The sequence below is a fragment of the Devosia sp. Z6_126 genome (assembly GCF_058133495.1).
Genome location: NZ_JBYUNO010000002.1, coordinates 386459 through 412974, shown reverse-complemented (window position 1 = coordinate 412974; position 26516 = coordinate 386459). Strand labels below are relative to the sequence as shown.

General features: G+C 63.2%; 24 protein-coding genes. 13 read left to right on the top strand and 11 right to left on the bottom strand.

Annotation, left to right across the window (positions count from 1 at the left end; genetic code table 11):
- Positions 1-2: 2 nt before the first annotated feature.
- Together ugpA and ugpB are read right to left on the bottom strand one after the other, a co-directional pair.
- A complete protein-coding gene (gene ugpA, locus AC3YOG_RS08930; protein ID WP_127752767.1) occupies positions 3-887 on the bottom strand; it encodes a sn-glycerol-3-phosphate ABC transporter permease UgpA in 885 nt (294 codons plus the stop codon).
- Between the two features lie 69 nt (positions 888-956).
- Positions 957-2282 carry a sn-glycerol-3-phosphate ABC transporter substrate-binding protein UgpB gene (gene ugpB, locus AC3YOG_RS08925; RefSeq protein ID WP_489934805.1) on the bottom strand — a complete coding sequence of 442 codons (1326 nt, stop codon included), beginning with the start codon at positions 2280-2282 and terminating at the stop codon, positions 957-959.
- 277 nt (positions 2283-2559) lie between these two features.
- Between ugpB and AC3YOG_RS08920 the strand changes: the two genes are divergently transcribed.
- On the top strand, positions 2560-4218 hold the full coding sequence (locus tag AC3YOG_RS08920; RefSeq protein WP_489934804.1) for a Na/Pi cotransporter family protein: 1659 nt from the start codon (positions 2560-2562) through the stop codon (positions 4216-4218).
- A 55-nt stretch (positions 4219-4273) separates the two neighbouring features.
- Here AC3YOG_RS08920 and AC3YOG_RS08915 read toward each other — a convergent pair whose 3' ends face one another.
- The 6 genes from AC3YOG_RS08915 to AC3YOG_RS08890 all read right to left on the bottom strand — a co-directional run bounded on the left by AC3YOG_RS08915 (position 4274) and on the right by AC3YOG_RS08890 (position 10812).
- On the bottom strand, positions 4274-5059 hold the full coding sequence (locus AC3YOG_RS08915; RefSeq protein WP_489934803.1) for an SDR family NAD(P)-dependent oxidoreductase: 786 nt from the start codon (positions 5057-5059) through the stop codon (positions 4274-4276).
- Positions 5060-5061: 2 nt separating this feature from the next.
- Positions 5062-5838: an ATP-binding cassette domain-containing protein gene (locus AC3YOG_RS08910; RefSeq protein ID WP_127752771.1), complete on the bottom strand. Its 777-nt coding sequence runs from the start codon at positions 5836-5838 to the stop codon at positions 5062-5064.
- Positions 5835-6911, bottom strand: a complete 1077-nt coding sequence (locus AC3YOG_RS08905; RefSeq protein ID WP_127752772.1) for an ABC transporter permease — start codon at positions 6909-6911, stop codon at positions 5835-5837. The genes AC3YOG_RS08910 and AC3YOG_RS08905 overlap by 4 nt, the downstream gene beginning before the upstream one ends.
- A gap of 73 nt (positions 6912-6984) precedes the next feature.
- On the bottom strand, positions 6985-8007 hold the full coding sequence (locus AC3YOG_RS08900; protein ID WP_127752773.1) for a sugar ABC transporter substrate-binding protein: 1023 nt from the start codon (positions 8005-8007) through the stop codon (positions 6985-6987).
- 228 nt (positions 8008-8235) lie between these two features.
- Positions 8236-9327 (bottom strand): mandelate racemase/muconate lactonizing enzyme family protein, encoded by a 1092-nt coding sequence (locus tag AC3YOG_RS08895; RefSeq protein ID WP_489934802.1) that lies wholly within the window; start codon positions 9325-9327, stop codon positions 8236-8238.
- 6 nt (positions 9328-9333) lie between these two features.
- Complete coding sequence (locus tag AC3YOG_RS08890; protein WP_489934801.1) at positions 9334-10812, bottom strand: aldehyde dehydrogenase family protein; 1479 nt, start codon at positions 10810-10812, stop codon at positions 9334-9336.
- Positions 10813-10982: 170 nt separating this feature from the next.
- Between AC3YOG_RS08890 and AC3YOG_RS08885 the strand changes: the two genes are divergently transcribed.
- The 10 genes from AC3YOG_RS08885 to AC3YOG_RS08840 all read left to right on the top strand — a co-directional run bounded on the left by AC3YOG_RS08885 (position 10983) and on the right by AC3YOG_RS08840 (position 22369).
- A complete protein-coding gene (locus AC3YOG_RS08885) occupies positions 10983-11717 on the top strand; it encodes an FCD domain-containing protein (protein WP_248305268.1) in 735 nt (244 codons plus the stop codon).
- Positions 11718-11760: 43 nt separating this feature from the next.
- Positions 11761-13416, top strand: coding sequence for a GMC family oxidoreductase (locus AC3YOG_RS08880; protein WP_489934800.1), 1656 nt, complete (start codon positions 11761-11763; stop codon positions 13414-13416).
- Positions 13406-14131 (top strand): SDR family oxidoreductase, encoded by a 726-nt coding sequence (locus tag AC3YOG_RS08875; RefSeq protein WP_489934799.1) that lies wholly within the window; start codon positions 13406-13408, stop codon positions 14129-14131. The genes AC3YOG_RS08880 and AC3YOG_RS08875 overlap by 11 nt, the downstream gene beginning before the upstream one ends.
- Positions 14132-14349: 218 nt before the next feature.
- Positions 14350-15330, top strand: coding sequence for an ABC transporter substrate-binding protein (locus AC3YOG_RS08870; protein ID WP_489935260.1), 981 nt, complete (start codon positions 14350-14352; stop codon positions 15328-15330).
- Positions 15331-15389: 59 nt separating this feature from the next.
- Positions 15390-16925 (top strand): sugar ABC transporter ATP-binding protein, encoded by a 1536-nt coding sequence (locus tag AC3YOG_RS08865; protein WP_489934798.1) that lies wholly within the window; start codon positions 15390-15392, stop codon positions 16923-16925.
- Positions 16922-17923: an ABC transporter permease gene (locus tag AC3YOG_RS08860; RefSeq protein ID WP_489934797.1), complete on the top strand. Its 1002-nt coding sequence runs from the start codon at positions 16922-16924 to the stop codon at positions 17921-17923. The genes AC3YOG_RS08865 and AC3YOG_RS08860 overlap by 4 nt, the downstream gene beginning before the upstream one ends.
- Entirely contained in the window at positions 17920-18891 is a 972-nt protein-coding gene (locus AC3YOG_RS08855) for an ABC transporter permease (protein WP_172123061.1), read from the top strand. Before AC3YOG_RS08860 ends, AC3YOG_RS08855 begins: the two co-directional genes overlap by 4 nt.
- A gap of 160 nt (positions 18892-19051) precedes the next feature.
- Positions 19052-19531, top strand: coding sequence for a MarR family winged helix-turn-helix transcriptional regulator (locus tag AC3YOG_RS08850; RefSeq protein WP_172123062.1), 480 nt, complete (start codon positions 19052-19054; stop codon positions 19529-19531).
- Positions 19528-21303, top strand: coding sequence for an MFS transporter (locus tag AC3YOG_RS08845; protein WP_248306949.1), 1776 nt, complete (start codon positions 19528-19530; stop codon positions 21301-21303). The genes AC3YOG_RS08850 and AC3YOG_RS08845 overlap by 4 nt, the downstream gene beginning before the upstream one ends.
- Positions 21304-21325: 22 nt before the next feature.
- Positions 21326-22369, top strand: coding sequence for an HlyD family secretion protein (locus AC3YOG_RS08840; RefSeq protein ID WP_172123063.1), 1044 nt, complete (start codon positions 21326-21328; stop codon positions 22367-22369).
- 81 nt (positions 22370-22450) lie between these two features.
- Here the strand turns inward: AC3YOG_RS08840 and AC3YOG_RS08835 are convergent, their stop codons facing one another.
- On the bottom strand, positions 22451-24388 hold the full coding sequence (locus AC3YOG_RS08835) for a hybrid sensor histidine kinase/response regulator (protein ID WP_172123064.1): 1938 nt from the start codon (positions 24386-24388) through the stop codon (positions 22451-22453).
- An 87-nt stretch (positions 24389-24475) separates the two neighbouring features.
- On the opposite strand from AC3YOG_RS08835, the gene AC3YOG_RS08830 reads away from it, so the two are divergent.
- Positions 24476-25354 carry a DUF72 domain-containing protein gene (locus AC3YOG_RS08830; protein ID WP_489934796.1) on the top strand — a complete coding sequence of 293 codons (879 nt, stop codon included), beginning with the start codon at positions 24476-24478 and terminating at the stop codon, positions 25352-25354.
- 134 nt (positions 25355-25488) lie between these two features.
- Here the strand turns inward: AC3YOG_RS08830 and AC3YOG_RS08825 are convergent, their stop codons facing one another.
- Complete coding sequence (locus AC3YOG_RS08825) at positions 25489-25752, bottom strand: hypothetical protein (protein WP_489890097.1); 264 nt, start codon at positions 25750-25752, stop codon at positions 25489-25491.
- Positions 25753-26073: 321 nt separating this feature from the next.
- Here AC3YOG_RS08825 and AC3YOG_RS08820 point away from each other — a divergent pair, with 321 nt between their 5' ends.
- On the top strand, positions 26074-26346 hold the full coding sequence (locus AC3YOG_RS08820) for a hypothetical protein (RefSeq protein ID WP_489934795.1): 273 nt from the start codon (positions 26074-26076) through the stop codon (positions 26344-26346).
- Positions 26347-26356: 10 nt separating this feature from the next.
- On the opposite strand, the gene AC3YOG_RS08815 is transcribed toward AC3YOG_RS08820, so the two are convergent.
- The gene (locus AC3YOG_RS08815; protein WP_489934794.1) at positions 26357-26512 is read right to left on the bottom strand and encodes a hypothetical protein; all 156 of its coding nucleotides are present in this window, start codon (positions 26510-26512) and stop codon (positions 26357-26359) included.
- Positions 26513-26516 lie beyond the last annotated feature (4 nt).

Genomic DNA, 26516 nt, shown 5'->3' with positions numbered 1-26516 from the left:
TCCTAGTATTGCACGCGCCGTTCGACCCAGCGGAACTGGACGACGGTCAAAGCGATAACGATCAGCATCAGCAGCACCGACTGGGCGGCCGACGAGCCGATATTGAGGCCAACAAAGCCGTCGGCATAAACCTTGTACACCAGCGTATTTGTCGCGCCGGCGGGGCCACCTGCGGTGGTGCCGTCGATGATGCCGAAGGTGTCGAACATGGCGTAGTTGATGTTGACGATCATCAAAAAGAAGGTCGTCGGCGACAGCAGCGGGAACACAATGGTCCAGAACCGCTTGAACGGGCCCGCGCCATCGATAGCGGCGGCCTCGATCAGTGATTTGGGCACCGATTGCAGACCGGCCACGAAAAACAGGAAATTATAGGAAATCTGCTTCCAGCTCGCCGCGATGATCACGAGGATCATGGCGTCGTTGCCGTTGACGCGGTGGTTCCAGCGATAGCCGAACGCATCCAGCAGATAGGGCACGATGCCGATCGTGGGGTTGAACATGAACCACCACAGGATACCGGCAACGATCGGCGCCACCGCATAGGGCCAGACCAGGAGCGTGGTGTAGAACTTGCCCGAGCGCAACAGCCGGTTAACGGCCACAGCCAGCAACAGCGCCACGCCCATCGAGAGGATGGTGACGCCGACGGCGAACACCGCCGTGTTGGATGCCGCGCGCAGATAGCCGGGGTCGGCGAACAAGCGGGTATAGTTCTGGAACCAGATAAAGGTGGTCCGGAAGCCGAACGGATCTTCGCGTTCAAAGCTCGACCGGACTGCCTGGGCCGCGGGCCACAGGAAGAAGATGATGGTGATGATCAGCTGCGGCGCCAGCAGCGCGTAAGGCAGCAGTTTGTTGGGGAAAATCGTGCGTTTGGACTGCATTGGGGCTCGCTGGCTGGGCCTCGGATGAAGACCCGCACCATTGGCGCGGGTCTTCCTGACGGTAGCGGATTAGCTGTTGTTGGCTTCGAAATCGCGCAGGATGGCGTTACCGCGTTCCACGGCGCTGTCCAGTGCTTCCTGGGCGGTCTTCTGGCCGGCCAGCATGGCCTCAAACTCGGCGTCGACGGCATCGCGGACCTGGGTCAGATTGCCGAAGCGCACGCCCTTGGAGTTGGCTGTGGGGGTGCCGCGCATGATCTGCTCGATGGCGATGTCAGAACCCGGGTTCTCGGCGTAGTAGCCCTGCTCCTGGCCCAGCTCATAGGCAGCCGTGGTGATCGGCAGGTAGCCGGTGAACTGGTGCCAATCGGCCTGCACTTCGGGCTGGCTCAGATAGGTGAAGAACTTGGCGACGCCCGAATACACTTCGTCGGACTTGCCGTTCAGCACCCACAAGGTGGCGCCACCGATGATCGAGTTCTTGGGTTCGTCGATCAGGTCGTCATAATAGGGCAGGGGCGCAAAGCCGACTTCGAAGTCCACGGCATTGCGGATCACGCCAGCGCGGCCAGCCGAGGAGTTCATGAACATCGCGCATTCCTGCGCCACGAACTTGGGCTGCGAATCGTTGCCGCCCACCGGGCCGCCATACTGGAACAGGCCTTCGTCAGCCCACTTCTTGAGATTGCCCCAATGCTTTACGACGGCTTCATTGTTGAAGGTCAGCTCGGCGGCCGGGCCACCAAAGCCGTTTTCCAGCGTGCCGAAGGGCTGGTCGTGCAGCGCCGACATGTTTTCGGTGTGGATCCAGGTGATCCAGGCCGTGGTGAAGCCGCACTTGGCTGCGCCGGAATCAACGATCTTGCGCGAGAATTCTTCCACTTCCGCCCAGGTCTTGGGCGCGACTTCCGGATCAAGGCCGGCTTTTTCGAACACGTCCTTGTTGTAGTAGAAAATGGGCGTGGACGAGTTGAAGGGCATCGACAGGATGTTGCCTTCGGTGTCGGAATAATAGCCAACCACCGGCTGCAGGAACGCGCTCGGATCCCAGGGCTCGCCCTTGTCGGTCATCAGCTGGTGCACGGGGTAAACGGCGCCCTGGGCGGCCATCATCGTGCCGGTGCCAACTTCATAAACCTGCACGATGGCAGGCTGCTCATTGGCGCGGAAAGCCGAGATCGCGGCGTTGAGCGTTTCGGGATAGGTGCCCTTGAAGACCGGCGTGACCTTGTATTCGGTCTGGCTCTCATTGAAGCCCTGCGCCACTTCCTCGAGCTTTTCGCCGAGCTCGGCGCTCATGGCGTGCCACCAGGTGATTTCAGTCTGGGCAAAGGCAGGGGTTGCCGACATCACGGCGACCAGACCTGCGGACAACAGCAAAGCGTTTTTGAACATGCTCACTCCCATGTTATTGCGCCGGGGGCTTTTCGTCCCAAGCTTGGTATCACTTGATAGCATCGATTCTTCCTTTGCAAACTGAAATGCTCATTTGAACATTCAAGAACAGGGGTTGATGGCCTTGCTGCAGCCTGCTTAGGCTTCTAGTTGGAGCACCTAACCGTTTTATGACAGCGCACAGCGTCATTCGCGGTTTTGCCCCAAGCAGTTGCATCACTGGGGTTCATGTGAACATCATAGGGGCTGGCCATTTGGCCGCTCAAGGAGGCGTCGTTTGTATTTCATCGCAGTGCATCTGGTAGCCGCCATCGTGCTGCTGCTCTGGGCAGTGCGCATGGTGCGGACCGCGGTTGAGCGCGCCTATTCGCCCCAGCTCAAGCGTTTGCTGGCCTACGCCAACAAAAGCCGCATCGGCGCCGCCGCTGCCGGCACTGCCATGGCCGTTGCCCTGCAAAGCTCCACCGCCGTTGCCGCGCTCGCCTCGAGCTTTGCTGCCGGCGGGCTCCTCGAAGGCGGCACGGGCCTCGCACTGATGTTGGGGGCCTATTTCGGCTCGGCGCTCGTCGCCAGCATCCTGTCCTTTGATCTCACCCTCCTCATGCCCCCGCTGATCATCATCGGCGGCATGCTGTTCCTGCGCGGCCAAAGCCGCGGCACCAAGCAGCTCGGCCGCATGGTGCTGGGCATCGCCTTTGTGCTCCTGTCGCTGCAAATGGTGGGGGAAGCCACCGCCCCCTGGCGCGACAGCCGCGCGCTGGGCTCGGTCATCACCTATCTGCAGGGCGATCTCTGGACCGGTTTCCTTGTCGCCGCGCTTATCACCTGGGCGTCCTATTCCTCCGTCGCCAGCGTTCTCGTCATCATCTCCTTTGGCGCCACCGGCCTTATCCCGCTCGAAGTGGCCACCGCCTTTGTGCTCGGCGCCAATCTGGGCGGCACGCTGATCTCCTGGAGCATGACCCGGGCCGCCGATGTGCGCGCCCGCCGCATCGCTGTTGGCGCGCTGGCCTTCCGCGGCGGCGCCGCGATTCTCGTTCTGCTGCTGGTCCAGCTGCTGCCCCATCTGCTTGACGCTATTCCAGGCAGTGTCGGCCTCCAGGCCAGCATCCTCCATATCGGCTTCAACTTCGCCGTTCTCGCGCTGGGCTTGCCGCTGACCGGCCTTGTTGCCCGCCTGACCGAGCGCTTCATCAGCGAAGCGCCGGTCGAGGGCGAGCTCAATGTCGCGCGGCTGCGCAGCAACGCTCTGCTCTCGACCCCTACCGGCAACATCGATGCCGCGCTCGCCAGCGCCACGCGCGAATTGCTGCGCATGAGCGAAACGGTCGAGGTCATGCTCCAGCCGGTGATGGAAATCTTCCAAAGCTGCGACAAGACAGCCATCCGCCGCATCAAGGCGCTCGAGTCCGAGGTCGATCAGGCCAATCGTGAGATCAAGCTGTTCCTCACGCGCCTCGAATGGGAGGAAATGGACCCTGCGCAGACCCGCCGCGCCAAGGACCTGACCAATTTCGCCATCAGCCTCGAACAGGCCGGCGACATCATCGTCAAGCAGCTGCTCAAGCTCGCCGAGCAAAAGCAGGAGCGGCGCCTCGCCTTTTCGTCCCAGGGCTGGAACGAGCTGACGGACCTGCATGCGCGCGTGCTGGGCAACATGCAACTGGCCTTCAATGTGCTCGTCTCCGAGGACACCGATTCGGCCCGCCAGCTCGTGGCGGAGAAGGACGAGATCGGTGTGCTCGAGCGGCGCAGCATGGAGCAGCATTTCAGCCGCATGCGCGACGGCAACCCCACCAGCATCCAGTCGAGCGACCTGCACCTTGAAACCGTGCACGCCCTGCGCCGGATCAACTCCCTGCTGACCGGCATCGCCTATTCCATCCTCAGCGACAGTGGCGAACTGCTCCGCACCCGGCTGGTCCAGACGGGCTGATCCGGCGCAAACGCCCCCGCGCGTGGGCTTAGCCCACGTCGCGCAGCCCCCGCGCCTAAACCGTCTTCAGCCAGCCGCCATCGACGAAATAGGTCGAGCCCGTCGAATAGCTGGCCTTGTCCGAGCACATGAACACAAAGAAATTCGCCAGCTCCTCGGGGCTGGCGAAGCGCTTCATGCCCCCGGCCTCGTTGGCAACGCCCTGCAGATGCGCCTCCCAGCCATCTTCGCCGGCGATCTGCTTGGCCGTCTTGATCCAGTCGGGCGTCAGGATCAGCCCGGGATTGATGGTGTTGACGCGGATATTGTCGCCGACGACCTCGGTGGAGAGCGTCTTGCTGAACATCATCAGCGCGGCCTTGGTGGTGTTGTAGATCGGCTCATACCAAAGCGGCTGCACCGCGCAGATCGAGGCGTTGTGCAGCACCACCCCGCCGCGCCGCGCCTTCATGCTGGGCACGAGCCCACGCGCCAGCCGCACCGCCGCCATCACATGCAGGTCCCAGTAATACTGCCACTTGGCGTCATCGGCCTCCTGGATGGTTTCATTGGAGCCGGTGCCGGCATTGTTGATGAGGATATCGACCCCGCCAAAGCCGCGCTTGGCCCCGGCGATCACCGCCTCGCAGCCGGCGGTCGTTGCCACATCGGCGGCAATGGCGGAAACGATCACCCCATAGGTTTCGGCAATGCGGATGGCTTCCCGCTCGGCGCGCTCCCCATCGCGCCCGACCAGCACCAGATTGGCCCCTTCTGCCGCCAGCCCCTCGGCCACTGCCAGCCCAATCCCCACCGTGCCGCCGGTGATCACCGCGACCTTGTCCCGCAAACCCAAATCCATGCTCAAACCTTTTGTTCTACCGGCGGCGGCATCGCCCCGGTCATGATCGCCACCGCATCGGACATGGAAAAGTCCTTGGGGTTGATCACCGCGATTCGCTTGCCGAGGCGGTGGATGTGAATGCGATCAGCCACCTCGAACACATGGGGCATGTTGTGCGAGATGAGCACGATCGGCAAGCCGCGCCGCCGCACATCAAGGATCAGCTCCAGCACGCGCCGGCTTTCCTTGACCCCTAGCGCCGCTGTCGGCTCATCCATGATCACGACCCGGCTGCCAAAGGCCGCGGCCCGCGCCACCGCGACGCCCTGCCGTTGCCCGCCCGACAGGGTTTCCACCGCCTGGTTGATGTTCTGGATCGTCATCAAGCCCAGCTCCGAGAGCTTTTCGCGCGCGATTTTCTGCATGCGGCCGCGATCGAGACTGCGAAACACCGAGCCCATGACGCCTTGCTTGCGCAGCTCTCGGCCCAGGAACATGTTGTCGGCAATCGAGAGGGCCGGCGACAGCGCCAAATCCTGGTACACCGTCTCGATCCCCGCCATCCGCGCTTCGAGCGGCGAGCGGAAATGCACCGGCTGCCCCTCGAGCAGGATTTCCCCGCCATCGGGCAGCACCGCACCACAGAGCGCCTTTATCAGGGTGGATTTGCCCGCACCATTATCCCCGATCACCGCGAGGATCTCGTTGGGCATCAGCTCGAAATCGGCATGGTCGAGCGCCACGACCCGGCCATAGCGCTTGGTCAGTTGCCGCGCTTCGAGAATGGGCTGGGTCATGCCGAAACCCTCCGGATCCATTGGTCGATCGCCACGGCGATGATGATCAGCGCGCCAACCGTCAGCTGCCGCCACAGCGGATCGACCCCGGTCAGCGACAATCCGGAATCGAACACGCCCACGATCAATGCGCCGAACAGCGTCCCTAGAATGGAGCCGCGTCCTCCAAACAGCGACGTGCCCCCGATCACGACGGCGGTGATGGCGTCGAGATTGGCGGTTTGATTGCCCAGCGGCGACACGGCGCCGACCCGGCCGATCAGCACCCAACCGGCAATCCCGCACAGCAGCCCTGCCAGGGTATAAACGCCCAACAGGGTGCGGTTGACCTGAATGCCCGCAAGCCGTGCGGCATTGGCATCATCGCCAATGGCATAAACATGCCGCCCAAAGGCCGTGCGGCTCAGGAGATACCAGATCACCACCGCGACCAGTAGCATCAGGATCGAGCCATACATCAAGAAGGCACCACCTCCGAGCGGGATGCGCGCACCCATCCAGCGCAGGAACGGCGCATATTGATCCAGCGCCTGCGCCCGGATCGTCGCGGCATTGGACACCAGCGTAATCAGCGCCCCATAAATGCTCCAGGTGCCCAGCGTCACGATGAACGGTGGCAGCTTGAGCGCGGTAACGAGAAGGCCATTGAGGAAGCCGCACAACAGCCCCGTCAGCAACCCCGCGGGGAAGGCAATTGCCACCGGCACCTGATAGTCCACCGCCAGCTTGCCCATGATGATGGACGACAGCACCATGATCGCGCCGACGGACAGGTCGATCCCCGCGGTAATGATCACGAGGGTCTGCGCCGTGCCCAACAAGGCAATAAGCGTCACCTGCGCCAAAATCAGCGACAGGTTAAGTGAGCCAAAAAACCGACCGCCGGTCACGAACCCGAACACCGCCACCGCCACCAGCAGGATGATGGCGGGAATCGCTGTTGGGTTCTGGTGAAAGAAGTGCTGGATCCGGCGCCCCGCACCGGGTGCCTCGTCCTCAAAGCTCGCCACTCCGGCAGGTCCGCTGCCAAGGCCACGCTCCGCCGTCGTCACGCCGCTGGCGTCGTCACTCATCGCCTGCTCCTCCTGGGGTGAGCGGAATGCAGTGGGCCCCTCCGGCGAGTGGCCGGAGAGGCCGGGGAGGCGTCTAGCCCCAGCAGAGTTCGGCAGCTTCAGTGGTGTCGATCGATTCAACCCCGTCCACCGGCTTGTCGGTCACGAGGCGTGCGCCCGTATCGTAAAAGCCCAGTTCCGGGTCGACTTCGGGCTTGGTACCGTCCTCGGCAAACTTGGCGATCGCCTCCATGGCAAGCGATGCCATGTCGAGCGGGTATTGCTGTGAGGTTGCGCCGATAATGCCTTCCTTGACGTTCTGCACGCCAGGGCAGCCACCATCGATGGCCACGATCAGCACCGAACCATCATCCTTGCCCACCGACTGCAGGGCCTGGTAGCCGCCCGCCGCCGCCGGCTCGTTGATGGCATAAACCACATTCACATCCGGGCAGCGTTGCAGCAGCGTTTCCATCGCGGTCACCCCGCCTTCTTCGGCGCCGCCGGTGACTTCATGCCCGCAAATGCGCGGATCGTCCTCGTCGCCATAGCGATTGGGATCCTTCACATCGATGCCGAAGCCTTCCATGAAGCCCTGGTCGCGCAGATAGTCGACGGTGGGCTGGTTGGTTGCCAGATCGAGGAACGCGATCTTGGCATTGGCCGCTTCATCGCCCAGCGTGCCAGCGGCCCATTGCCCGATCAGGCGCCCGGCCTGCCGGTTATCGGTGGCAAAGGTCGCGTCCGCCGCATCCATCGGGTCGAGCGGGGTATCAAGCACAATGACCAGCAGCCCGGCATCGCGGGCCTGCTGAATAGTGGGCACGATAGCTGACGAATCCGAAGGAACGATGGCAAAGCCCTTGGCGCCCGCGGCGATCAAGCTTTCAATAGCGGCGATCTGGCTTTCATTGTCGCCATCGAACTCGCCGGCAAAGGTGCGCAACTCGAGCCCGAGTTCCTGCGCCTTGGCCTGCGCGCCTTCGCGCATCTTGACGAAGAAGGGATTGCCCTCGGTCTTCGTGATCAGTCCGACAATTTCCTGCGCATAGGCCGAGCCGGACGCAAGGCCGAGCAGCACGGCGCTCGCGGCCGTGGCTTTCCAAAACCTGTTCATGTGTTCTCCTCCAGAACAAGGACGTCCCGGATGTTTCCGGTCACGACCGCTGCGAAGTTGGCGCCCACTCCTCGTGCGCCCCTTCGATAAGATGATGTCAGCACGCCACCTTGGGGCGTGTCAATCAACCGGAATGGGGCTTTGCTCATTTGTTGCTGTTGCTTCCGTCCTATCTTGGCGCGAGCGCCTGGCGGCAAGTAAATGCTGCCGATTCCTTGTGCATTTGCTTTACGTAACGCTGCGCAATTTGCCCCAATCGAACTCCACGCCCGTGCCGGGCACATCCGGCGCCACCGCCAGTCCGTCGCGCAACTGCAGGGGGCGGGTGGTGTAGTGGTCGATGTCAAAGCTATGCGCCTCAACCCAGCCGGCATTGGGCTGTCCGGCCACGAGGCTCACATGCAGCTCCTGCATGCCATGGCTGCACACCGGAATGCCATGGGCGCGCGACAGCGCCGCCACCCGCAGGAAGCCCGTTATCCCCCCGCAATTGGACGCATCGGGCTGGATGAACGACAGCCGCGATTGCGCAAACGCGTATTCAAACTCGTGGATGGTGTGGAGGTTCTCCCCCATGGCCAGCGGCATCCCCGTTGCCTCGACGATCTCCGCATAGCCGGCGTAATCATCGGGGATGATCGGCTCCTCGAACCAGAGCAGATCGAAAGGCTGGAACGCTCTCGCCGCCGCAATCGCGCGCGGCACATCCAGCGCATAATTAGCATCCACCATGAACGGGGTATCGGGGCCGATCAGCGCCCGCACCGCGCGCACCCGCTCCACATCTTCGGCTAGATCCGCCTTGCCGACCTTGATCTTGATCGCCCTGAACCCTGCCGCCAGATACCCCTCGATGCTCTCCAGCAGCTCGGGTAGCGTGTAATTGAGGTCGATCCCGCCGCGATAAACCTTGGCCGTCGCCCCTGCGCCCCCAGCCATCTGCCAGAGCGGCCGGCTCTCGCGCTTGCCCTTCAAATCCCAGAGCGCAATATCCACCGCCGACATGGCAAAGGCGGTGATCCCGCCGCGCCCCACATAATGGATGTGCCACCACATTGCGTCATAGACGGCGTCGATCTCCCGGGCATCGCGTCCGAGGAGCATGTGCGTCAGGTCATCCTCCACCACCGCTAGGATCGCCCGCCCACCCTTGCCGCCGGTATAGGTGTAGCCCGTGCCCTCCAGCCCATCGCTGGTGCGGACTGTCACGGTCACGAGCTCGAAATGCGTATGGGCGCCATGCTTGGCATCCACCATTACCTTGGGGAGCGGCACCCGGAACAACTGGGCCTCTACGGCCTCGATCACTGGCGTGTTCATGTTGGCTCACGACCAGTTCACATACATGGTTTTTTTGCGGAAATAGCCATCCAGCCCATATTTGCCGTCCTCCCCGCCCAGCCCCGATTGCCCCCAGCCGGTATGGAAACCTTGCACCAGCTCGCCGCTCGAGCGGTTGCAGTAGATTTCCCCGAACTGCAGCGCTTCCGCCGAGCGCATCAGCCGCTTGAAGTTCTGCGTATAAACATAGGCAGAGAGTCCATATTCGCTGTCATTGGCGAGGCTCAGCGCCTCCTCGAAATCCCCCACCACCATCGCCGGCACAACGGGTCCAAAAATCTCCTGCTGCACCGCCGGCACCGAGTTGCTGGGCACTTTCATCACCGTGGGCGCATACCAATGCCCGCGGGCAAACTCCCCCTCCCGCAGCGGCCCGCCCTCGAGCAGCACCTCGGCGCCCGCCGCTATCGATTGCGCGACGATGTCGGCGACCTTTTCCACCTCCGGTCCACTGATCTTGGGCCCAAGATCGGGGTCACTCAGCGGATCGCCGATCCGCAACCGCTGCGTGCGCGCCACGAACTTGTCCAGGAATTCATCGGCAATGGCGCCATGCAGATACATCCGCTCATTGCAGGTGCAGATCTGCCCGCAATTGCTGAACCGTGCCGCCACCGCGCTTTGAACGGCCGCGTCCACATCGGCATCGTCCATGACGATAAACGGCGCCTTGCCCCCCAGCTCGAGCCGCAGCACCTTGATCTGGTCGGCGCCCGCCCGGTAGATTTCCTTGCCCGCCCGCGTACTGCCCGTCATGGTGATGAGGTCGGCATGGGGATGGGTCACCAGCGCTTCCCCGACGCTCCGCCCCGCGCCCGTCACCACATTGAACACCCCCGGCGGGAACCCCACTTCTTGCGCCAGTGCCGCGAGGGCCAGCCCCGAAAACGGCGTGAACTCATGCGCCTTGAGCACGAATGTATTGCCCGCCACCAGCGCCGGCCCCAGCTTGCGCGTGGCGAGCGCCGCCGGGAAATTCCACGCCGTCAGCCCCACCACGACCCCATGCGGCACCCGCCGGATCCACACTTCCTCATTGGCCACGTCCGAAGGAAAAATATCCCCCTCGATGCGCCGCGCCGACTCCGCCGCATAGCGCAGGAAAGTCTCCGTCGCCCCGATCTCGCCCATGGCCTGGTTGAGCGGCTTGCCCTGCTCGGCCACCACGATCCGCGCCAGCACGCCATCGTTCTCGCGCACCGCATCGGCCAGCTTGAACAGCAGCTTGGCCCGCTCGATCGGCGGCAGTGCCGCCCAGGCCGGCTGTGCCCGCCGCGCCGCCTCGATTGCCGCCGCCGCGTCCTCGGGCCCGCCCTGCGGAATGGTGCCGATGATGCGCTGATTGGCCGGGTTCTCCACCTCGAACACATCGCGGGCCCCCCCATCGGTCCAGCGCCCGTCGATCAGCATCTGCCCGCGATACACCCCGCTGCCGGCCAGCTCCGCCAACATCTCCTGCAGCATCAACGGCTCCTCCGCTTTGCTCCGACCAAAACAGCACAAGTGAGGCTGTACAGCCCCACAAAGTCAAGCCCCGCCGCAGTTCATCGAAGTTTTGGACGGACCAAACCACGTTTTGCGCTTGCATTCTGATGCGAACTTGGTTGAGGTATCGGGCAAAGGGGAGCGGCGACGTGACGGGTGCAATGGAGCTGGCAGCGGAACACCGAAGCGGAGCGAGTGATCGCGCCGCCGATATGGTGGTGGCCCGGCTCGAAGCCATGATCGGCAGCGGCGAACTGCCCGATGGCAGCTATCTGCCCGCCGAGCGCGAACTCATGGCCCAGTTCAACATCAGCCGCACCGTCGCGCGCGAAGCGGTGGCGCAACTGGCGGGCAGGGGGCTGGTCGAAACGCGCCCGCGCTTCCGCCCAGTCGTGCGCCGCGCCGGCTATGATGCCGCGCTATCGGCTCTCGGCGGCGTCGTCGGCCAGTTGCTGGGCCAGACCGCGGGCGTCAAGAACCTCTACGACACCCGCGTTTTTCTCGAAGCCGCGCTGGTGCGCCACGCCGCGCTTCACGCCCGCAAGGACGATCTCGCCGCCCTGCGCACCGCGCTCGAAGCCAATGAAGCGGCCATCGGCGACGCCGCCGAATTCTATCGCACCGATATGGCCTTTCACGCCGTCTTTTATGAGCTGCCGCGCAATCCGGTGATGCCCTCGATCCATCGCGCCTTCACCGGCTGGCTGCGCCCCCATTGGGAGCGCATGGATCGCTCCTCGGAGCGCAACCGCACCAACTGGCTCAGCCACCGCGAAATCTACCAGGCCATTGCCGAACGTGACCCCGAGGGGGCCGAGCGCGCCCTCAATGGCCACCTGACCGCCGCCTGGGAATATGTACGAGGAACATTCGACCAGGGCTGAACTCCGCCAAGAGAGGACGCCCACCCGAGGAGGACCACCAAGCGTGACGCAGGAATACGATCATATCGTTGTGGGCGGCGGCGCGTCGGGCTGCGTGGCGGCCGCGCGGCTGGTCGAGGCCGGGCGCCGGGTGTTGCTTCTGGAGGCCGGGCATTCCCACCATCATCCGCTGCTCGATATGCCGCCGGGCATCTTCAAGATGATCAACGGCTCTAAATTCATGCGCTATCACGCCACGACGCCCCAGGAGCATCTGGACGGGCGCGTCCATGAGATCAGCCAGGGCAATGTGCTGGGCGGCGGCACTTCGGTGAACGCCCAGGTCTATATGCGCGGCCGCCCATCCGACTACGATGCCTGGGACGAGCTCTTGCGCGGCAACAATGCCGGTGTGCGCTGGGACTGGGAGCATGTGCTCCCCCATTTTCGCGGCATGGAAGGCAATAACCGCTTCTTTGACGAGCGCCACAACGACAGCGGCCCGCTGCTCGTGTCCGATCCCGGCCACATCGATGATGTGTCGCGCTGGTTCGTGCAAACCATGCAGGGCCTGGGCGTCCCCTTCAATCCCGATTTCAACGGCCCCCGCCAAACCGGGGTCGGCTTCTACCAGTTCATGAACCGGCGCGGCAAACGCTCCAGCGCCGCTTACGCTTTCATCGAGCCGCTGCTCAAGCATCCGCGCCTCACGGTCAAGCTCAACGCCGCCGTGCAGCGCCTCGTCATCGACAAGGAGCGGGCGACCTCCGTCGTTTACGCCGACAGCTCGGGCGAGCACACCGCCCATTCCGCCGCCGATATCATCGTCTGCTCGGGGGCGCTGGTTTCCCCCAAGCTGCTGATGCTGTCGGGCATCGGCCCCGCCGATGAACTGCGCGGGCACGGACTTTCCGTCACCCTTGACGCGCCCGGCGTCGGCCAGAACCTGATCGATCATCCCGAAGTACCGATCCTTGCGCACTTCAATGGTCCCTATGGCTATTTCGGCCACACCGATGGCTGGCGCATGCTGATGCACGGCCTGCAATTCAAGGTCTTTGGCTCCGGCATGGTGACCTCGGCGGGCGTTGAAGCCGGGGCCTTCGTCAATCCCATCGACGCGGAGGCCGAACCCAGCATCCAGGCCTTCTGCGTCCCCTTTGTGTATCTCGACCGCGACCTGCTCAAGCTCATCGCGCCCACCCATGGTGTCACCGTCACCACCGTCGTCACCAAGCCCAAATCGCGCGGCTTTGTGAAACTCCGCTCCGCCAACCCCGCCGACATGCCCATCGTTTCCCCCCATCTGCTCAAGCACCCCGACGACATGGCCACCATGATCGCCGGCCAGCGCTTCTTCCTCCGTGCCTTCCAGAATGGCCCCTTGGGCTCGCGCGTGGATAAGATCCTGCGCCCCGACCCGGCTGACCTCAGTGACGGGGCGCTGGCCACCCACTGCAAGCGCATGGTCAAGACCAACTACCACCCCGCCGGCACCTGTCGCATGGGGCCTGATGGCGATCCCTTGGCCGTCCTCGACGCCCAGATGCAGGTGCGCGGCATCGACAATCTGCGCGTCGCTGATATGTCGGTGTGCCCCACCATCAATGCCGGCAACACCGCGGCGCCGGCCATGATGCTGGGCGATCGCTGCGCCAACTTCATCTTGGGCAGCACAGTCAATCAAATGGACGGAGTACGCGTTAGCCATGTCGCTTGAAGGCAAATCAGTTCTGGTCAGTGGTGCGGGCAAGGGTATCGGCCGGTCCACCGCTCTTATGCTCGCCAAGGCGGGCGCCCATGTCGTGGCGCTCAGCCGCACCGAGTCTGACCTGGATAGCCTCGTCGAGGAAATTGGCTGCACCCCCGTCGTCGTAGACTTGTCCGACACTGAGGCTACCCTCGCCGCAGCCCATGCAGGTGGACCGGTCGACTATCTCGTCAACAATGCCGGCACCACCATTCTCGAAAGCTTCCTCGAAACCAGCGTTGACAGCCTCGATCGGTTGATGGCCGTCAACCTGCGCGCCCCGATGCTGCTTGCCCAGGAATATGCGCGCGATCGCATCAGCCGCGGTCTGGGTGGCGCCATCGTCAATGTTTCGAGTAACGCGGCATGGATGGGCTGGGCCGATCACGCCGCTTACTGCGCCAGCAAGGGTGCCCTCGATGCCATGAGCCGGGTCATGGCCAATGAGCTTGGCCGGCACGGCATCCGCGTCAATACCGTCAATCCGGCGATCACCCTGACGCCGATGGCGGTCAAGGCCTGGAGCGATCCCGCCAAGGCCGATCCCATGCTTCGGCGCATGCCCCTCGGGCGGTTCGTGCAGCCCGAAGAGGTCGCATCCGCGATCCTGTTTTTACTCAGCGACGCGGCCGCCATGATCAATGGCGTGGCCCTGCCGATAGATGCGGGTTTTGCCGTGAACTGAAGCAGCAGAGGGGAGCCCGGCACAAAATTTGAGGGAGGTAGTCGCAGGTTCCGGCCATGCTCCGGGCGCAGATGCGTGTCTTATATATACTAAGGATATCAGCTAGTTAGGACTAATTAGCTGCATTGACGTCGCAAGATTATTTGGTCAACTATCATGGTTCGTGGCTCAAGCCACTGGTCGCGCAATAGCGGCCAAACTGGGAGGAAAACTACATGATGATTACCCGTCGTAGTCTGCTGATTGCTTCGGCCGCCAGCGCCGCAGCGTCCATTCTAGCCTCGCGTGCCTTTGCCGCCGCGCCCCCGCTGGAACAGAAGGACACCTACAAGGTCGGCTTTGCTCAGACCGAGTCCAACAATCCCTGGCGCCTCGCGCAAACCAAGTCCATGCAGGACGAAGCCGCCGCCCGCGGCTGGCAGCTGGTTTATACCGATGCGGCGGGCTCCGCCGCCAAGCAGGTGGCCGACGTCAATTCCATGATTGCCCAGGGCGTGGATCTGATCTTCCTCGCCCCGCGCGAAGAAAAGCCGCTGATCCCCGCCATCATGGCCGCCAAGGGCGCTGGCATTCCGATTATCCTGCTCGATCGCAATGTGGACCAGAGCCTCGCCAAGCCCGGCGAAGACTACGTGACCTTCATCGGCTCCAATTTCGTCGAAGAAGGCCAGCGCGTGGCCGAATATCTGGTTGGTCTCGGCCTCGACAAAAAGGTCATCATCGAACTCGAAGGCACTACCGGTTCCTCACCGGCCAATGACCGCAAGAAGGGCTTTGATGACGTCATTGCCCAGCATTCGGACTTCCAGATCGTGGCCTCCCAGTCCGGCGACTTCGCCCGCGACAAGGGCCGCCAGGTGGCCGAAACCCTGCTGCAGGCTCATCCCGACGCCAATGTCATCTATGCCCACAATGACGAGATGGCCATCGGCGCCATTGCCGCCCTTGAAGCGGCTGGCCGCACCGCCGGGCGCGACGATTGCCTCGTCTTCTCCATCGATGGCGGCAAGGAAGCCGTGCAGCTCGTGGTCGATGGCAAGATCGAAGCCGTGGTCGAGTGCAACCCGCGCTTTGGCCCCAAGGCCTTCGATACCGCCGTGGCTTATGCCGCTGGCGAAACCATCCCGCCGGTGATCATCAATCCCGACGAGATGTATACGCCCGAAAACGCGGACGACCTGCTCGACACCGCCTACTGATCGCAAGGTGACGGGCATCCGCCCTCGGGGCGGGCGCCCCCGTTTTTCGGAGTTCCAGCATGGCCGAAGTTCTGCTGCTCTCGATGACCGGCATCGACAAGCGCTTCGCCGGCATCCCGGCCCTCTCCGGCGCATCGCTTGAGGTTCGCCCCGGCGAAGTGCACGCCCTGATCGGCCAGAACGGCGCCGGCAAATCAACCATGATCAAGGTGCTGACCGGCTACCATAAGCGCGATGGCGGCGAGGTCCTCTTTGCCGGCCAACCCTTTGAAGTGGGCTCTCCCCACGAAGCCCAGTCGCGCGGCATCAGCACCATCTACCAGGAAATCAACCTCGTCCCCTTCCGCTCGCTCACCGAGAACATTTGTCTGGGTCGTGAAGCGCGCCGCTTTGGCATGCTCGACTGGAACGCCATGCACGCCGAAGCGCAGCGCCTGCTCGCCAGCTTTGGCATCACCGTCGATGTCCGCCGCCCCCTGATGGATTTCAACACCGCCACCCAGCAGATGGTGGCCATTGCCCGCGCCATCGGCTTTTCCGCCCGTCTCGTCATCATGGACGAGCCCACCTCGTCACTCGACGAGGGCGAAGTCGCCATGCTGTTCAAGGTCATCCGCCAGCTCAAGGCCGAGGGCGTTTCCGTCATCTTTGTCAGCCACAAGCTCGATGAGCTCTACGAGGTCTGCGACCGCGTCACCATCATGCGCGATGGCCGCACGGTCCGCACCGCCGACATGCACGAGATCGACAAGCTCGATCTCGTCTCCGCCATGCTCGGTCGCGACATCAGCAAGGCCGAAGGCCACGCGACCGCCTTCACCGAAAGGCACCGCGAGGCGGGGGAAACCGTCTTTGCCGCGCGCAACCTTGCCGCCCGGCAGGCCGTGCAGGATGTCAGCTTCGATGTCGCGCGTGGCGAGATCGTCGGTTTCGCCGGGCTCCTGGGGGCAGGGCGCACCGAAACCGCCCGCCTTGTCTTTGGCATTGATCGCGCCCGCGCCGGCTCTATGCAGATGGGCCACCAGCCCTATGCCCCCAGCCGCGCCAAGGACGCCATTGCCGCCGGCATGGGTTTTGTCACCGAGGACCGCAAGGCCGAGGGCATCGTGTCCGAACTGAGCGTCGCCGAAAACATGACCCTCGCCCTTCTGCCGCGCATCAGCAAGAACGGCGTCGTTTCCGAAACCGAACAGCGCGAACTGGTGGAGCGCTTCATCCAACAGCTCGGCATCAAATGCTCCGGCCCCAACCAGAAGATCCGCGAACTGTCCGGCGGCAACCAGCAGAAAGTGCTGCTGGCCCGCTGGCTCGCCACCAATCCCAAGCTCCTGATCCTCGATGAACCCACCCGCGGCATCGATGTGGGCGCCAAGGGCGAAATCCAGCGCCTCATCCGCTCCCTCGCCGATCAGGGCCTGGCCGTCCTCATGATCTCCTCCGAACTCGAGGAAGTGGTGGAAGGCGCCGACCGCGTCTTTGTTCTGCGCGAAGGGCGCACCGTCGCCGAACTCACCGGCACCGAGATCACCGAGGAGCGCGTGCTCGACGCCATGGCCCATGGCCATTCCACCCGAACCGAGCAGGTGCAGGCGTGACCGCAACTCTTCCCGCCCCGCGCGCCGCCGAGCGCCGCCCCTTCGACCTCTTCGACTTCCTGTCGCGCTACGGCACGCTGATCGCGCTCGCGCTGTTGCTCGTCTTCAACCTCATCTTCACCCGCAACTTCGCCACCGTCCAAACCCTCAACGTCAACCTCACCCAGGTCTGCACCATTGTCATCGTCGCCGTCGGCATGACCATGGTCATCGGCACCGGCGGCATCGACCTGTCCGTCGGCTCCATCATGGCCATCTCTGGTGCGCTGGCGCCGATGATCTTTCTCGGCACCATCTTTCCCGTTGGCCCCATCGGCCCCGCCGTCGCCCTCGCCATCTGCGTCGCTCTCCTTGCCGCCACGCTCCTTGGCCTCTTCAACGGCTGGCTCGTCGCCTATTTCCGCATCCAGCCCATTGTCGCGACCCTCGTCCTCTTCATCGCCGGCCGCGGCATTGCCCAGGTCCTCACCAACGGCAACCTCCAGGTCTTCCGCACCCCCGAATTCCAGTGGATCGGCCTGGGGCGCCCCTTCGGCATCCCCGTCCAGGTGCTGATCATGGCCGCCATCGTGCTCCTTGCCGCCTGGGTCCTCCGCCGCACCGTCTTTGGCCGCGCCATCCTCGCCACCGGCGGCAATGAGCGCGCCGCCGAACTCTCGGGCGTCCCCGTCAGCCGCGTCAAACTCGCCGTCTACGCCATTTCCGGCTTTTGCGCGGGCGTGGCCGGGCTCATCGTCATCGCCATCAACTCCGCCAGCGACGCCAATCTCGTCGGCCTCGGCATGGAGCTCGACGCCATCGCCGCCGTTGCCGTCGGCGGCACGCTGCTGAGCGGCGGCAAGGCCACCATCATCGGCACCCTCATCGGCGCGCTCACCATCCAGCTCGTGCGCTACACGCTTCTCGCCAATGGCGTCCCCGACGCCGCCGCGCTCGTGGTCAAGGCCGCCATCATCGTCCTCGCCGTCTGGCTCCAGCAACAGGGCAGGGCGCGATGACCCGCAAGCCCGATCTGCGCATTCTCCTCGGCACCTATGGCGTCGTCATTGCCCTCCTCGCCCTCATCGCCTTTGGCTGGTGGCGCTACGACAACTTCGTCGGCTTTTTCAACATCACCAGCGTTTTGCGCTACAATTCCATGTTCGCGCTGGTCTCGCTCGGCATGTGCTTCGTCATCATGACCGGCGGCATTGATCTCTCCGTCGGCTCCACCGCCGCCCTCGGCAGCGTCGCGGCGGCCCTTGCGAGTCCCTATGGCATCCTCCCCGGCGCCGCGGCCGGCATCGGCGTCGGCCTCCTCGTCGGCGCCATCAACGGCCTTCTCGTCACCCGCGCCAACATCATGCCCTTCATCGCCACTCTCGCGACCATGCTCGCGGCCAGCGGCTCGGCGCTGCTGCTGGCCAACAACCAGTCCGTCTCCGTTTCCTATGAAAGCGGCTTCACCGCGCTAGGGCAGGGCAATCTGTGGATCCTGCCCATCCCCGCCGTGATCGCCGCGGTCGCCTATCTCCTCGGCTCGGTCGTCCTCAACTTCACCAGCACCGGCCGCACCGTCCTCGCCATCGGTGGCAACGAGGAAGCCTCACGCCTCATGGGCTTGCGTACCGATGCCATCAAGTTCCTGACCTATCTGGCGAGCGGGGGCCTGGCCGGCCTCGCCGGCGTCATTCTTGCCGCCCAGTTCGGCGCTGGCCAGCCCATTGAAGGCGTCGGCTGGGAGCTCTTTGCCATCGCCTCGGTCGTGGTCGGCGGTACGCTGCTGACCGGCGGCGTCGGCTCCGTTGGCACCACTTTGGCCGGCGTGCTTCTCCTCGGCATCCTCTTCAACGTGCTCAATTTCGAGAACGGCATGGGCTGGATTTCCCTCTCAGCCTATTGGCAATCGGTGATCCGCGGCGCTTTCCTTCTGGTCGTCGTGATCATCCAGGCCCGCATGGTGACGCGCCCGAACGCCCCCGCTTAGTCTCGCTGTGGGAACCACTTAGCGCCCCAGCCGGACTCAACACTTGAGTCCCTGGCGCATTGTTCCTGTGAAAAAATGCAGGTCTGTTATGCGTCCGCTCTTGTGGCGCTCCACCGCCGCAGCACATATGTAGGTCCCTACACTGTAGGTGAGCACGAACATGGCCGAGACATCCGAACTGCTTCGCAATGTCGCCAAAGCTGGGCGGGAACTGAGCGTGGGCTTTGATGTCCATCTTAAGGATCTCAACCTGACCACGGCGCGCGCGCGCGTTCTGCTGCTGTTGCTGCCCAGCACGGAAGGCGTCAGCCAGGCCGCCGTAACCGAACATTTGCGCGTTGAGCATCCCACCGCCGTGCGCATCCTCGATGGGCTGGAGAGCCTTGGCTATACCCATCGCGTGCCCAGCCCGGACGATCGCCGCGCCCGCATGATCGTTTTGACGCCGCAAGGCCGTGCTGTGGCCAAAAAGGTCTCGGCTATCGTTTCCTGTCTCAATGATCACCTGATGTCCCAGCTTGATCCCGCCGAAGCCGAGATCGCCAATCGCGTCCTGCTTCAGCTCCTCGACGGGCTGCAAAGGATGAAGTCGGACATTGCCGGTTCTCTCACCAAGGATCGGGAGCACGCCCCGTCATGAGCACGCGCAGCACGGTAATACCGGTCGCTGATCCCGTTGAGGATCGCGCCGCCGAGAACTCGACTCCGCCCGAACAGCAGGCCGCCCTCGCGTCCGCAGCAACAACGGACACCCAGGCTGAACCGGTGGCGCAGCCAAGCGCGCCGCCAGCGGCGGCGCCAGCCTCGGGCATGCCCGCCATGCCGCCCTTCGTGCCCAAATCGCCGATCATGAACCTGGTTTATATCCTGAGCTCGCTGATCCTCGGGCTGACTCAGGGCTTGGGGCTCAATCTCATCACCGCCAATCTACCGGGCTTGCAGGCCTCGTTTGGGGCCACCCAAACCGAGATGGGCTGGCTCGCCGCCGCTTATTTCGCCACCAATCTTGCGGGCACTATTCTCCTCTTCAAGGCGCGCACCCAGTTCGGGCTGCGGCGCTTCGCCGAGTTGGGGATCGCTGCCTATGTGGTGGTGGTCATCGCCCACCTGTTTGCCCATGATCTGCACTCGGCCATTGTCGTGCGCGCCATCATGGGCGTGGCCGCGGCCCCGCTCAGCACGCTCGGTTTTTACTACATGCTGGAATGGCTTCCCCCGCAAAAGAAGATGAGCATTGGCATCTGCTTTGGCATGCTCGGCTCAACCCTCGCCTTGCCCTTGGCCCGGGTCATCTCGCCCGATCTGCTGCAGATGGGCGATTGGGTGGGCCTTTACGCCGTTGAAGTGGGCATGGCGCTGGTCTCGCTCGCGATTGTGTTCCTCGTGCCCTTGACCGCCCCGCCGCGCATGAAGGTCTTTGATCGTGCCGATATCCTTAGCTTTCCGCTGATGACGGTCGGCTTTGCTTGCCTTGCCATCGTGCTCGGCATGGGTCGGGCCTTCTGGTGGTTCGAAACCCCCTGGATCGGCGAACTCCTGGCCCTCGGCATTGCCTCCATGGCGCTGTTCTGCATGGTCGAGCTGCATCGCAGCAACCCGATTATCGACCTGCGCTGGCTCACGGGTCGCGACATGCTGATCTTTGCCGGGGCCCTCGTCGTGTTCCGCCTGCTGCTGTCAGAGCAGTCGGTGGGGGTGTTTGGCCTCTTCACCGTGCTTAATCTGCAGAACGATCAACTGATCCCACTCTTCGGCGTCATCGGGGTCGTGACCTTCATTGCCACCGCTGTCCTTAGCGCAGTGATCAAGCCGCAGCGCACCGAGATCATCCACCTCGTGGCGCTGGTCCTGATTGCGGCTGGCAGCTGGATGGATGCGCACAGCACCACGCTCAGCCGGCCCGAGCAATTCTATCTCAGCCAGGCGCTGATTGGCGCCGCTGGTGGCTTGTTCCTGCCGCCAGCCATGCTCAATGGCTTCATGAAGGCGCTGGCGCGAGGCCCGCAATATATTCTGTCGTTCCTTGCCGTGTTTCTCACCACGCAAAGCCTGGGTGGCTTGTTGGGCAGCGCCATCTTCACCACCTTCGTCGCCCTGCGCGAGCAGTTTCATTCCAACATGCTGTCGCAAGGGATCACCCTGCTTGATCCACTCGTGGCCCAGCGCATCCAGGCCTATGGCGGCGCTTATGCGCGCGTCCTGACCGATCCCACCCAGCTCAGCACGCAAGGGCTGAACCTGTTGACCCAGTCGCTTACCCAGCAATCCTGGGTGCTCGCCTATAACGACCTCTTCCTCGTGGTCTTCTACGGGGCGCTGGCATCCACTGCCGCGCTGGTCATTCACATGAGCCTCACCAAGCTCGCCGCCCTCAACGCCGCCAAAACTGCCAGCGCCGCCAGCCCGGCCTGATTGCCTCTCTGGAGAATTGACTATGCCTTTCCTCAAACTGCTTAAATCCAAGGGCACCTGGGCTGCCTTGCTGATCGGCCTCATCGGCGTTGGCGTCGTGCTCTATGCCTGGCAGCTGCCGCCTTTCACCTCCACGATCCAGTCCACCAACAATGCCTTTGTGCGTGGCCGAGTGACCATGATCGCGCCTCAGCTTGCCGGCTATGTCACGCAAGTGCCGGTCAGCGACTACCAGCAGGTTACGAAGGGCGATCTGCTGATCAAGCTCGATGACCGCATCTATCAGCAGCAATTGGCGCAGGCCGAAGGGGCCTTGGCCCAGCAGCGCAACGCCCTCGACAACTATGAGCAGAACCGGGCATCCAAGCAGGCGAGCCTCGACTATGCCAACGCCCAGCTCGAAGCGGCAGAGGCTTCGCTTGAGCGCGCCCAGGCCGATGCCGCGCGCAGCGAGTCGTTGTTGGCTTCGGGCCTGTCGCCGCAATCGAGCAACGACCAGGTCCGCGCCGCATTGCTGCAAGCGCAATCCAGCGTTGCCCAGGCCCAGGCCAATATCAGCGTGGCCGAACAGAACCTGTCGCTGGTCGAGGGGAGCGTACCCGCATTGCAGGGGGCGGTTCACTCCGCTGAAGCTGCGGTGGAACTGGCCAAGATCAATCTGGCCAATACGAGCATCATCGCGCCTGTCGATGGTGTGCTCGGGGAAGTGACGGCGCGCGTGGGCCAGTATGTATCCACCGGCAGCCAGCTAACCTCCGTCACCCCGCCCGATCGTTGGGTCGTGGCCAATTTCAAGGAAACGCAGCTCGCCAGCGTCCATATCGGGCAGGAGGTCACCTTTTCCGTCGACGCGCTCAATCACCAACAGGTCAAGGGCCATATCTCGGAAATCTCGCCGGCGACCGGCTCGGAGTTCAGCGTCATCAAGCCCGATAACGCCACGGGGAACTTCACCAAGATCGCCCAGCGTATTCCGGTGCGCATCGAACTCGATGCCGAGCCCGAACTGGTCACTCAGCTCCGGCCGGGTATGTCGGTGGAAGTCTGGGTCGACACGCAGCTCTAGGCGCGGGTGAGGGCGGCAGGAGCACTTCAGTGCCGCTTTGCTCACCAGCTGGCAGGCTTCGCGCCCGCCGGCAGCCTTTCGTCAGCTCGCCTCGATAACCGCTGACACAGCCTTGGCCAGTTCGGTTTGGCGGAACGGCTTGGCGAGCCGGGGCAGCTCGATGCTTTCCTCGCCGGCTAGGTCCACAAAGCCGCTGGCAAGAACCACCGGCAAGTCCGGCCGTCGCGAACGGGCTTCCCTCACCAGTTGCAAGCCCGTCATATTGGGCATGGCATAATCGGTCAGCATCATGTCGATCGGCTCACCGGTCGCCAGCACCTTGAGCGCCTCGGCGCCCGAGCCCGCCAATATCGGGCTATAGCCGAGGTCCTCAAGCATATCTGCGACATTGCCCAGCACCAGTGCATCATCGTCCACCACCAGTACGACTGGTTTTTTGGCCGGCTCGTTCTGGTGTGTTTGCTGTTCATCGGCAGTGGCGGTGTCGAGCGTCGTTTCTGCTGCAGCTTCGGGCAGCCAGATCTGCGCCGTGGTACCCGTGCCTTTTTCGCTGGTGATCACTAACCTTCCGCCGGATTGTTCGACCATGCCCTTGACCATGGACAGGCCGAGCCCGGTGCCTTTCCCCACGCCCTTGGTGGTAAAGAACGGCTCGGTTGCGCGGGCCAATGTCGCCGCATCCATGCCCTCGCCACTGTCTTCCACGGTGATCCGCACATAGCGGCCGGGCGGCATCGGCTTGCCGGCTCCGACGACATCGATCGATTTGGCCGAGATCCGGATAATGCCGCCGCCGGGCATCGCGTCCCGCGCATTGACCACGAGGTTGAGGATGGCCAGCTCGAGCTGGTTGGCATCTGCACGGGCCGGTCGCAAGGTCGCGGCAAATTCGGTCACGAGGTCCAGGGAAGGGCCAAGCGAACGCTCCAGCAGGTCCAGAATACCGCGCACCAGTTGGGGAACGTCGACGGACTCGGGATTGAGTTCCTGCTTGCGGGCAAAAGCCAGCATGCGCTGCGTCAGTGACGCGCCGCGCTGCGCGCCCTGCAGCGCATTGCCAATCAGCCGGCGCAGCTTGGGATCGTCGGGCAGCCGCTTTTGCGCGAGCTCGAGGCTGCTCTGGATCACCATCAGCAGATTGTTGAAGTCATGCGCCACGCCGCCGGTAAGCTGGCCCAGCGCTTCGGACTTTTGCGACTGAAAGAACGCCTCGCGCGCCTCATCGAGTGCCCGTTGCGCTTCGCGTCGTTCGGTATTGTCGCGGGTGACCTTGGCAAAGCCGACAATGTTGCCGGCCTGATTGCGGATGGGGTCGATCACCACATGCGCCCAGAAGCGGCTGCCATCCTTGCGGACGCGCCAGCCTTCCTTCTCGAACCGCCCCTCGCGCGTGGCGGTTTCGAGCGCGATCCTGGGCAGCTCGATTTCCTGGTCTTCGGGCGTGTAGAAGCGGCTGAAGTGCTGGCCGATGATCTCCTCGGCGCTGTAGCCCTTGATGCGCTGGGCCCCGGCATTCCAGCTGCTGACCGTGCCCTCGGGCGAGAGCTGGTACAGCGCATAGTCCGTGACGCTCTGCACCAGCAGGCGAAACTGTTCTTCGCTTTCGCGCAGGGCCGTTTCCGCCGCTTTTCGTTCCGATAGATCCCGGGTGACTTTGGCAAACCCGATCAGCTCGCCCGTCGGGCTGCGGATCGGGTCGATCACCACATGCGCCCACATGCGGGTGCCGTCCTTGCGAACGCGCCACCCTTCCTGCTCGAACTTGCCCTCTTCGGCTGCAGTGCGCAGGGCTCGCGCGGGCAGATCCGTTGCCTTGTCTTCTTCGGTATAGAATCTCGAGAAATGGTGCCCGATGATCTCGGAAGCTTCGTAGCCCTTGAAGCGCTGCGCGCCGGCATTCCAGCTCACCACCGTGCCGTTACGATCCAGCATGTAAATGGCATAGTCCACGATGCTGCTCACCAGCAGCTGATAGTGGTCACTGCCGGGTGTCGTGACCTGGCTTTCGGTTTCGATCATGTCTGCCCGCACCTTCGCATCAATCGTCTCTCTCATCTACCCATTTGCCGCCGATGTCCAAACGTCTTGAGAGCGTCGCACGATCAAATGCGTTCCCTCGACACAGCAGGTGATGCAACTGGCCACTTCCGGCGGGAACAGCTCGACGCCATGGGAGTTGGATTTTGGCCCATTCATAAAGGCTTTGCAGTGGTTCATAATGCGTTCATCGGTACGGCAGGATGGAGTTTAAATCGGGACTTTTCCGAGTTCCAGGGGGAAGGAACCGCCCTGGAGCGCTACGCCGCCGTATTCTCCGCGACCGAGGTAAATTCCAGCTTTCACCGCCGTCACCGCCCATCCACCTGGCAGCGCTGGCACGATTCAGTCCCGCAAAACTTCAAATTCTCCGTCAAGCTGCCCAAGACCATCACTCACCAAAGTCAGCTCATCAACCCCGAAACTGACCTCGATGAGTTCTTCGCCGACATCGCTCCGCTCGGCAGCAAGCTCGCGGCAATCCTCGTACAACTCCCGCCCAAGCTGGCATTTCAGCGCGAGTCCGCATCGGCATTCTTCTCCGCCCTCCACGCGCGCAGCCCGGTGCCTGTTTATCTGGAGCCCCGCCACGCCACCTGGGCCAACGCGGAAGCTTCCGAACTGCTGCAGGCATTCAAGATCGCCCGCGTCTATGCCGATCCACAGCAAGAAAGCTTGCGCGCGGCGGCGCTTGCCGACGGCGCAACCTACCTGCGGCTGCACGGTTCGCCGAAAATCTACTATTCAGAGTACGACCATGCAGCCATTGAGCTTTTCGCCGCACTGCTGCAGGCGGGGAGTGGTCCAGGCTGGTGCATCTTTGACAATACCGCATCAGGCGCGGCGCTGCGCGACGCCTTCAAACTGCGCGATATTATCGCGGAGGAAAGCCCCGCAAGCACCGTCGCCGCTACAATGTGCGATGGTGCCGCCGGGGCGGACCGTTAAGGGCCCGCCTCGGATGCATACGCACGCGCGTTGGCTTTCTCTCTTCCGAGAGTTCATCGGCGTCGGCCCGGTAGTCGAGCTCGGCGTATGGGTCTGGGTCGTACTGGCAGGTCATGGCCGCAGCGGTCACTCGCTTAGTGAACGGCCTCGTCGGGCGGGCCGATCAGCTGGGCGATGCCTTCTTCCTCAAGCGCCCGCTGGAACTCGTTCCAGGCGTCCAGCTCGGTGGGGAAGGTGTCTTCCCAGATCAGCGAATTGTCGTCATCGTCCACCACTTCCAGGGTCCAGCCATCATTGCTGTCCTTGAGGCGGTAGATGCCGACCTGAACGGTGATCCCGTCCTGGGTGAATTCGCAGCTCTGCTCGGAAAGCTCAATATCCTGATCTTCGTCGCTCATCATTGCTCTCCATTGTTCGGTGCGCTCCCATAGCGCGACGAGGCGGCTATGGCCACCGCCAAAGCGTCGCCCCAACCATGCGCCTGGTACCTGCGACATATGGGAACGCCATCTAAGTGGTTTCTTGTATGCTTTCTTTCGCGCCCAATGCCGGAACAGTGACGCGTTGATGCGGGCCAAGGATCACCGGCCGCACAACTCCTGCTTCTTGGATTAACTACAGGATTGCTGCGGTAACCAATCGTAAACCACGTTCCGCTTGCAATTGCATCGAATTGAACAGAGTTCCGTTGCTTCCGCACAAATGTGTGGAGTACGGCAATGGATCAAGCGTTGCATAATACTGTAGCTCAGACGGGTGATGACCGGCGCGATACCGCCTTGGCAGTGGCGCAGTTTCTTGCGCTCGCCAAGGCTGCCAACGTCACTTTCGACCTGGTGGATGATCGGCTTACGATGCGGGCAGTCAAGCCGAAATGGGCGCTATGGGCACCGATCCGGCACTGCCTGGATGAGATCGGCATCGAGGCAATTGAAGAGCACTTCCGCAAAACCACGCCGGAAGAACGCGAAAGTCTTGGCGAGGTGGCGTGAGCCTGGGCTGTCACAGGGTCATGGTCATCGCGGCCGCAACGGCTACAATACCGAAGGCCGCCATCCCGGCAGCGAGGACCATCGCATGAGCGCGGGGCAGCCGGCGAATAGCTGAGGTGGATGCGTGGACGTCGTGGCCAGTTCCCTGCAATTCAACCTGTGTCATCGCT

What these genes read in the sequence shown, in the direction of transcription:
- ugpA (WP_127752767.1), bottom strand. Translation starts at nt 887, where the DNA reads ATGCAGTCCAAACGCACGATTTTCCCCAACAAACTGCTGCCTTACGCG.
- ugpB (WP_489934805.1), bottom strand. Translation starts at nt 2,282, where the DNA reads ATGTTCAAAAACGCTTTGCTGTTGTCCGCAGGTCTGGTCGCCGTGATG.
- AC3YOG_RS08915 (WP_489934803.1), bottom strand. Translation starts at nt 5,059, where the DNA reads ATGGATTTGGGTTTGCGGGACAAGGTCGCGGTGATCACCGGCGGCACG.
- AC3YOG_RS08910 (WP_127752771.1), bottom strand. Translation starts at nt 5,838, where the DNA reads ATGACCCAGCCCATTCTCGAAGCGCGGCAACTGACCAAGCGCTATGGC.
- AC3YOG_RS08905 (WP_127752772.1), bottom strand. Translation starts at nt 6,911, where the DNA reads ATGAGTGACGACGCCAGCGGCGTGACGACGGCGGAGCGTGGCCTTGGC.
- AC3YOG_RS08900 (WP_127752773.1), bottom strand. Translation starts at nt 8,007, where the DNA reads ATGAACAGGTTTTGGAAAGCCACGGCCGCGAGCGCCGTGCTGCTCGGC.
- AC3YOG_RS08895 (WP_489934802.1), bottom strand. Translation starts at nt 9,327, where the DNA reads ATGAACACGCCAGTGATCGAGGCCGTAGAGGCCCAGTTGTTCCGGGTG.
- AC3YOG_RS08890 (WP_489934801.1), bottom strand. Translation starts at nt 10,812, where the DNA reads ATGCTGCAGGAGATGTTGGCGGAGCTGGCCGGCAGCGGGGTGTATCGC.
- AC3YOG_RS08875 (WP_489934799.1), top strand. Translation starts at nt 13,406, where the DNA reads ATGTCGCTTGAAGGCAAATCAGTTCTGGTCAGTGGTGCGGGCAAGGGT.
- AC3YOG_RS08870 (WP_489935260.1), top strand. Translation starts at nt 14,350, where the DNA reads ATGATTACCCGTCGTAGTCTGCTGATTGCTTCGGCCGCCAGCGCCGCA.
- AC3YOG_RS08865 (WP_489934798.1), top strand. Translation starts at nt 15,390, where the DNA reads ATGGCCGAAGTTCTGCTGCTCTCGATGACCGGCATCGACAAGCGCTTC.
- AC3YOG_RS08855 (WP_172123061.1), top strand. Translation starts at nt 17,920, where the DNA reads ATGACCCGCAAGCCCGATCTGCGCATTCTCCTCGGCACCTATGGCGTC.
- AC3YOG_RS08850 (WP_172123062.1), top strand. Translation starts at nt 19,052, where the DNA reads ATGGCCGAGACATCCGAACTGCTTCGCAATGTCGCCAAAGCTGGGCGG.
- AC3YOG_RS08845 (WP_248306949.1), top strand. Translation starts at nt 19,528, where the DNA reads ATGAGCACGCGCAGCACGGTAATACCGGTCGCTGATCCCGTTGAGGAT.
- AC3YOG_RS08840 (WP_172123063.1), top strand. Translation starts at nt 21,326, where the DNA reads ATGCCTTTCCTCAAACTGCTTAAATCCAAGGGCACCTGGGCTGCCTTG.
- AC3YOG_RS08835 (WP_172123064.1), bottom strand. Translation starts at nt 24,388, where the DNA reads ATGATCGAAACCGAAAGCCAGGTCACGACACCCGGCAGTGACCACTAT.
- AC3YOG_RS08830 (WP_489934796.1), top strand. Translation starts at nt 24,476, where the DNA reads ATGCGTTCCCTCGACACAGCAGGTGATGCAACTGGCCACTTCCGGCGG.
- AC3YOG_RS08825 (WP_489890097.1), bottom strand. Translation starts at nt 25,752, where the DNA reads ATGAGCGACGAAGATCAGGATATTGAGCTTTCCGAGCAGAGCTGCGAA.
- AC3YOG_RS08820 (WP_489934795.1), top strand. Translation starts at nt 26,074, where the DNA reads ATGGATCAAGCGTTGCATAATACTGTAGCTCAGACGGGTGATGACCGG.
- AC3YOG_RS08815 (WP_489934794.1), bottom strand. Translation starts at nt 26,512, where the DNA reads ATGACACAGGTTGAATTGCAGGGAACTGGCCACGACGTCCACGCATCC.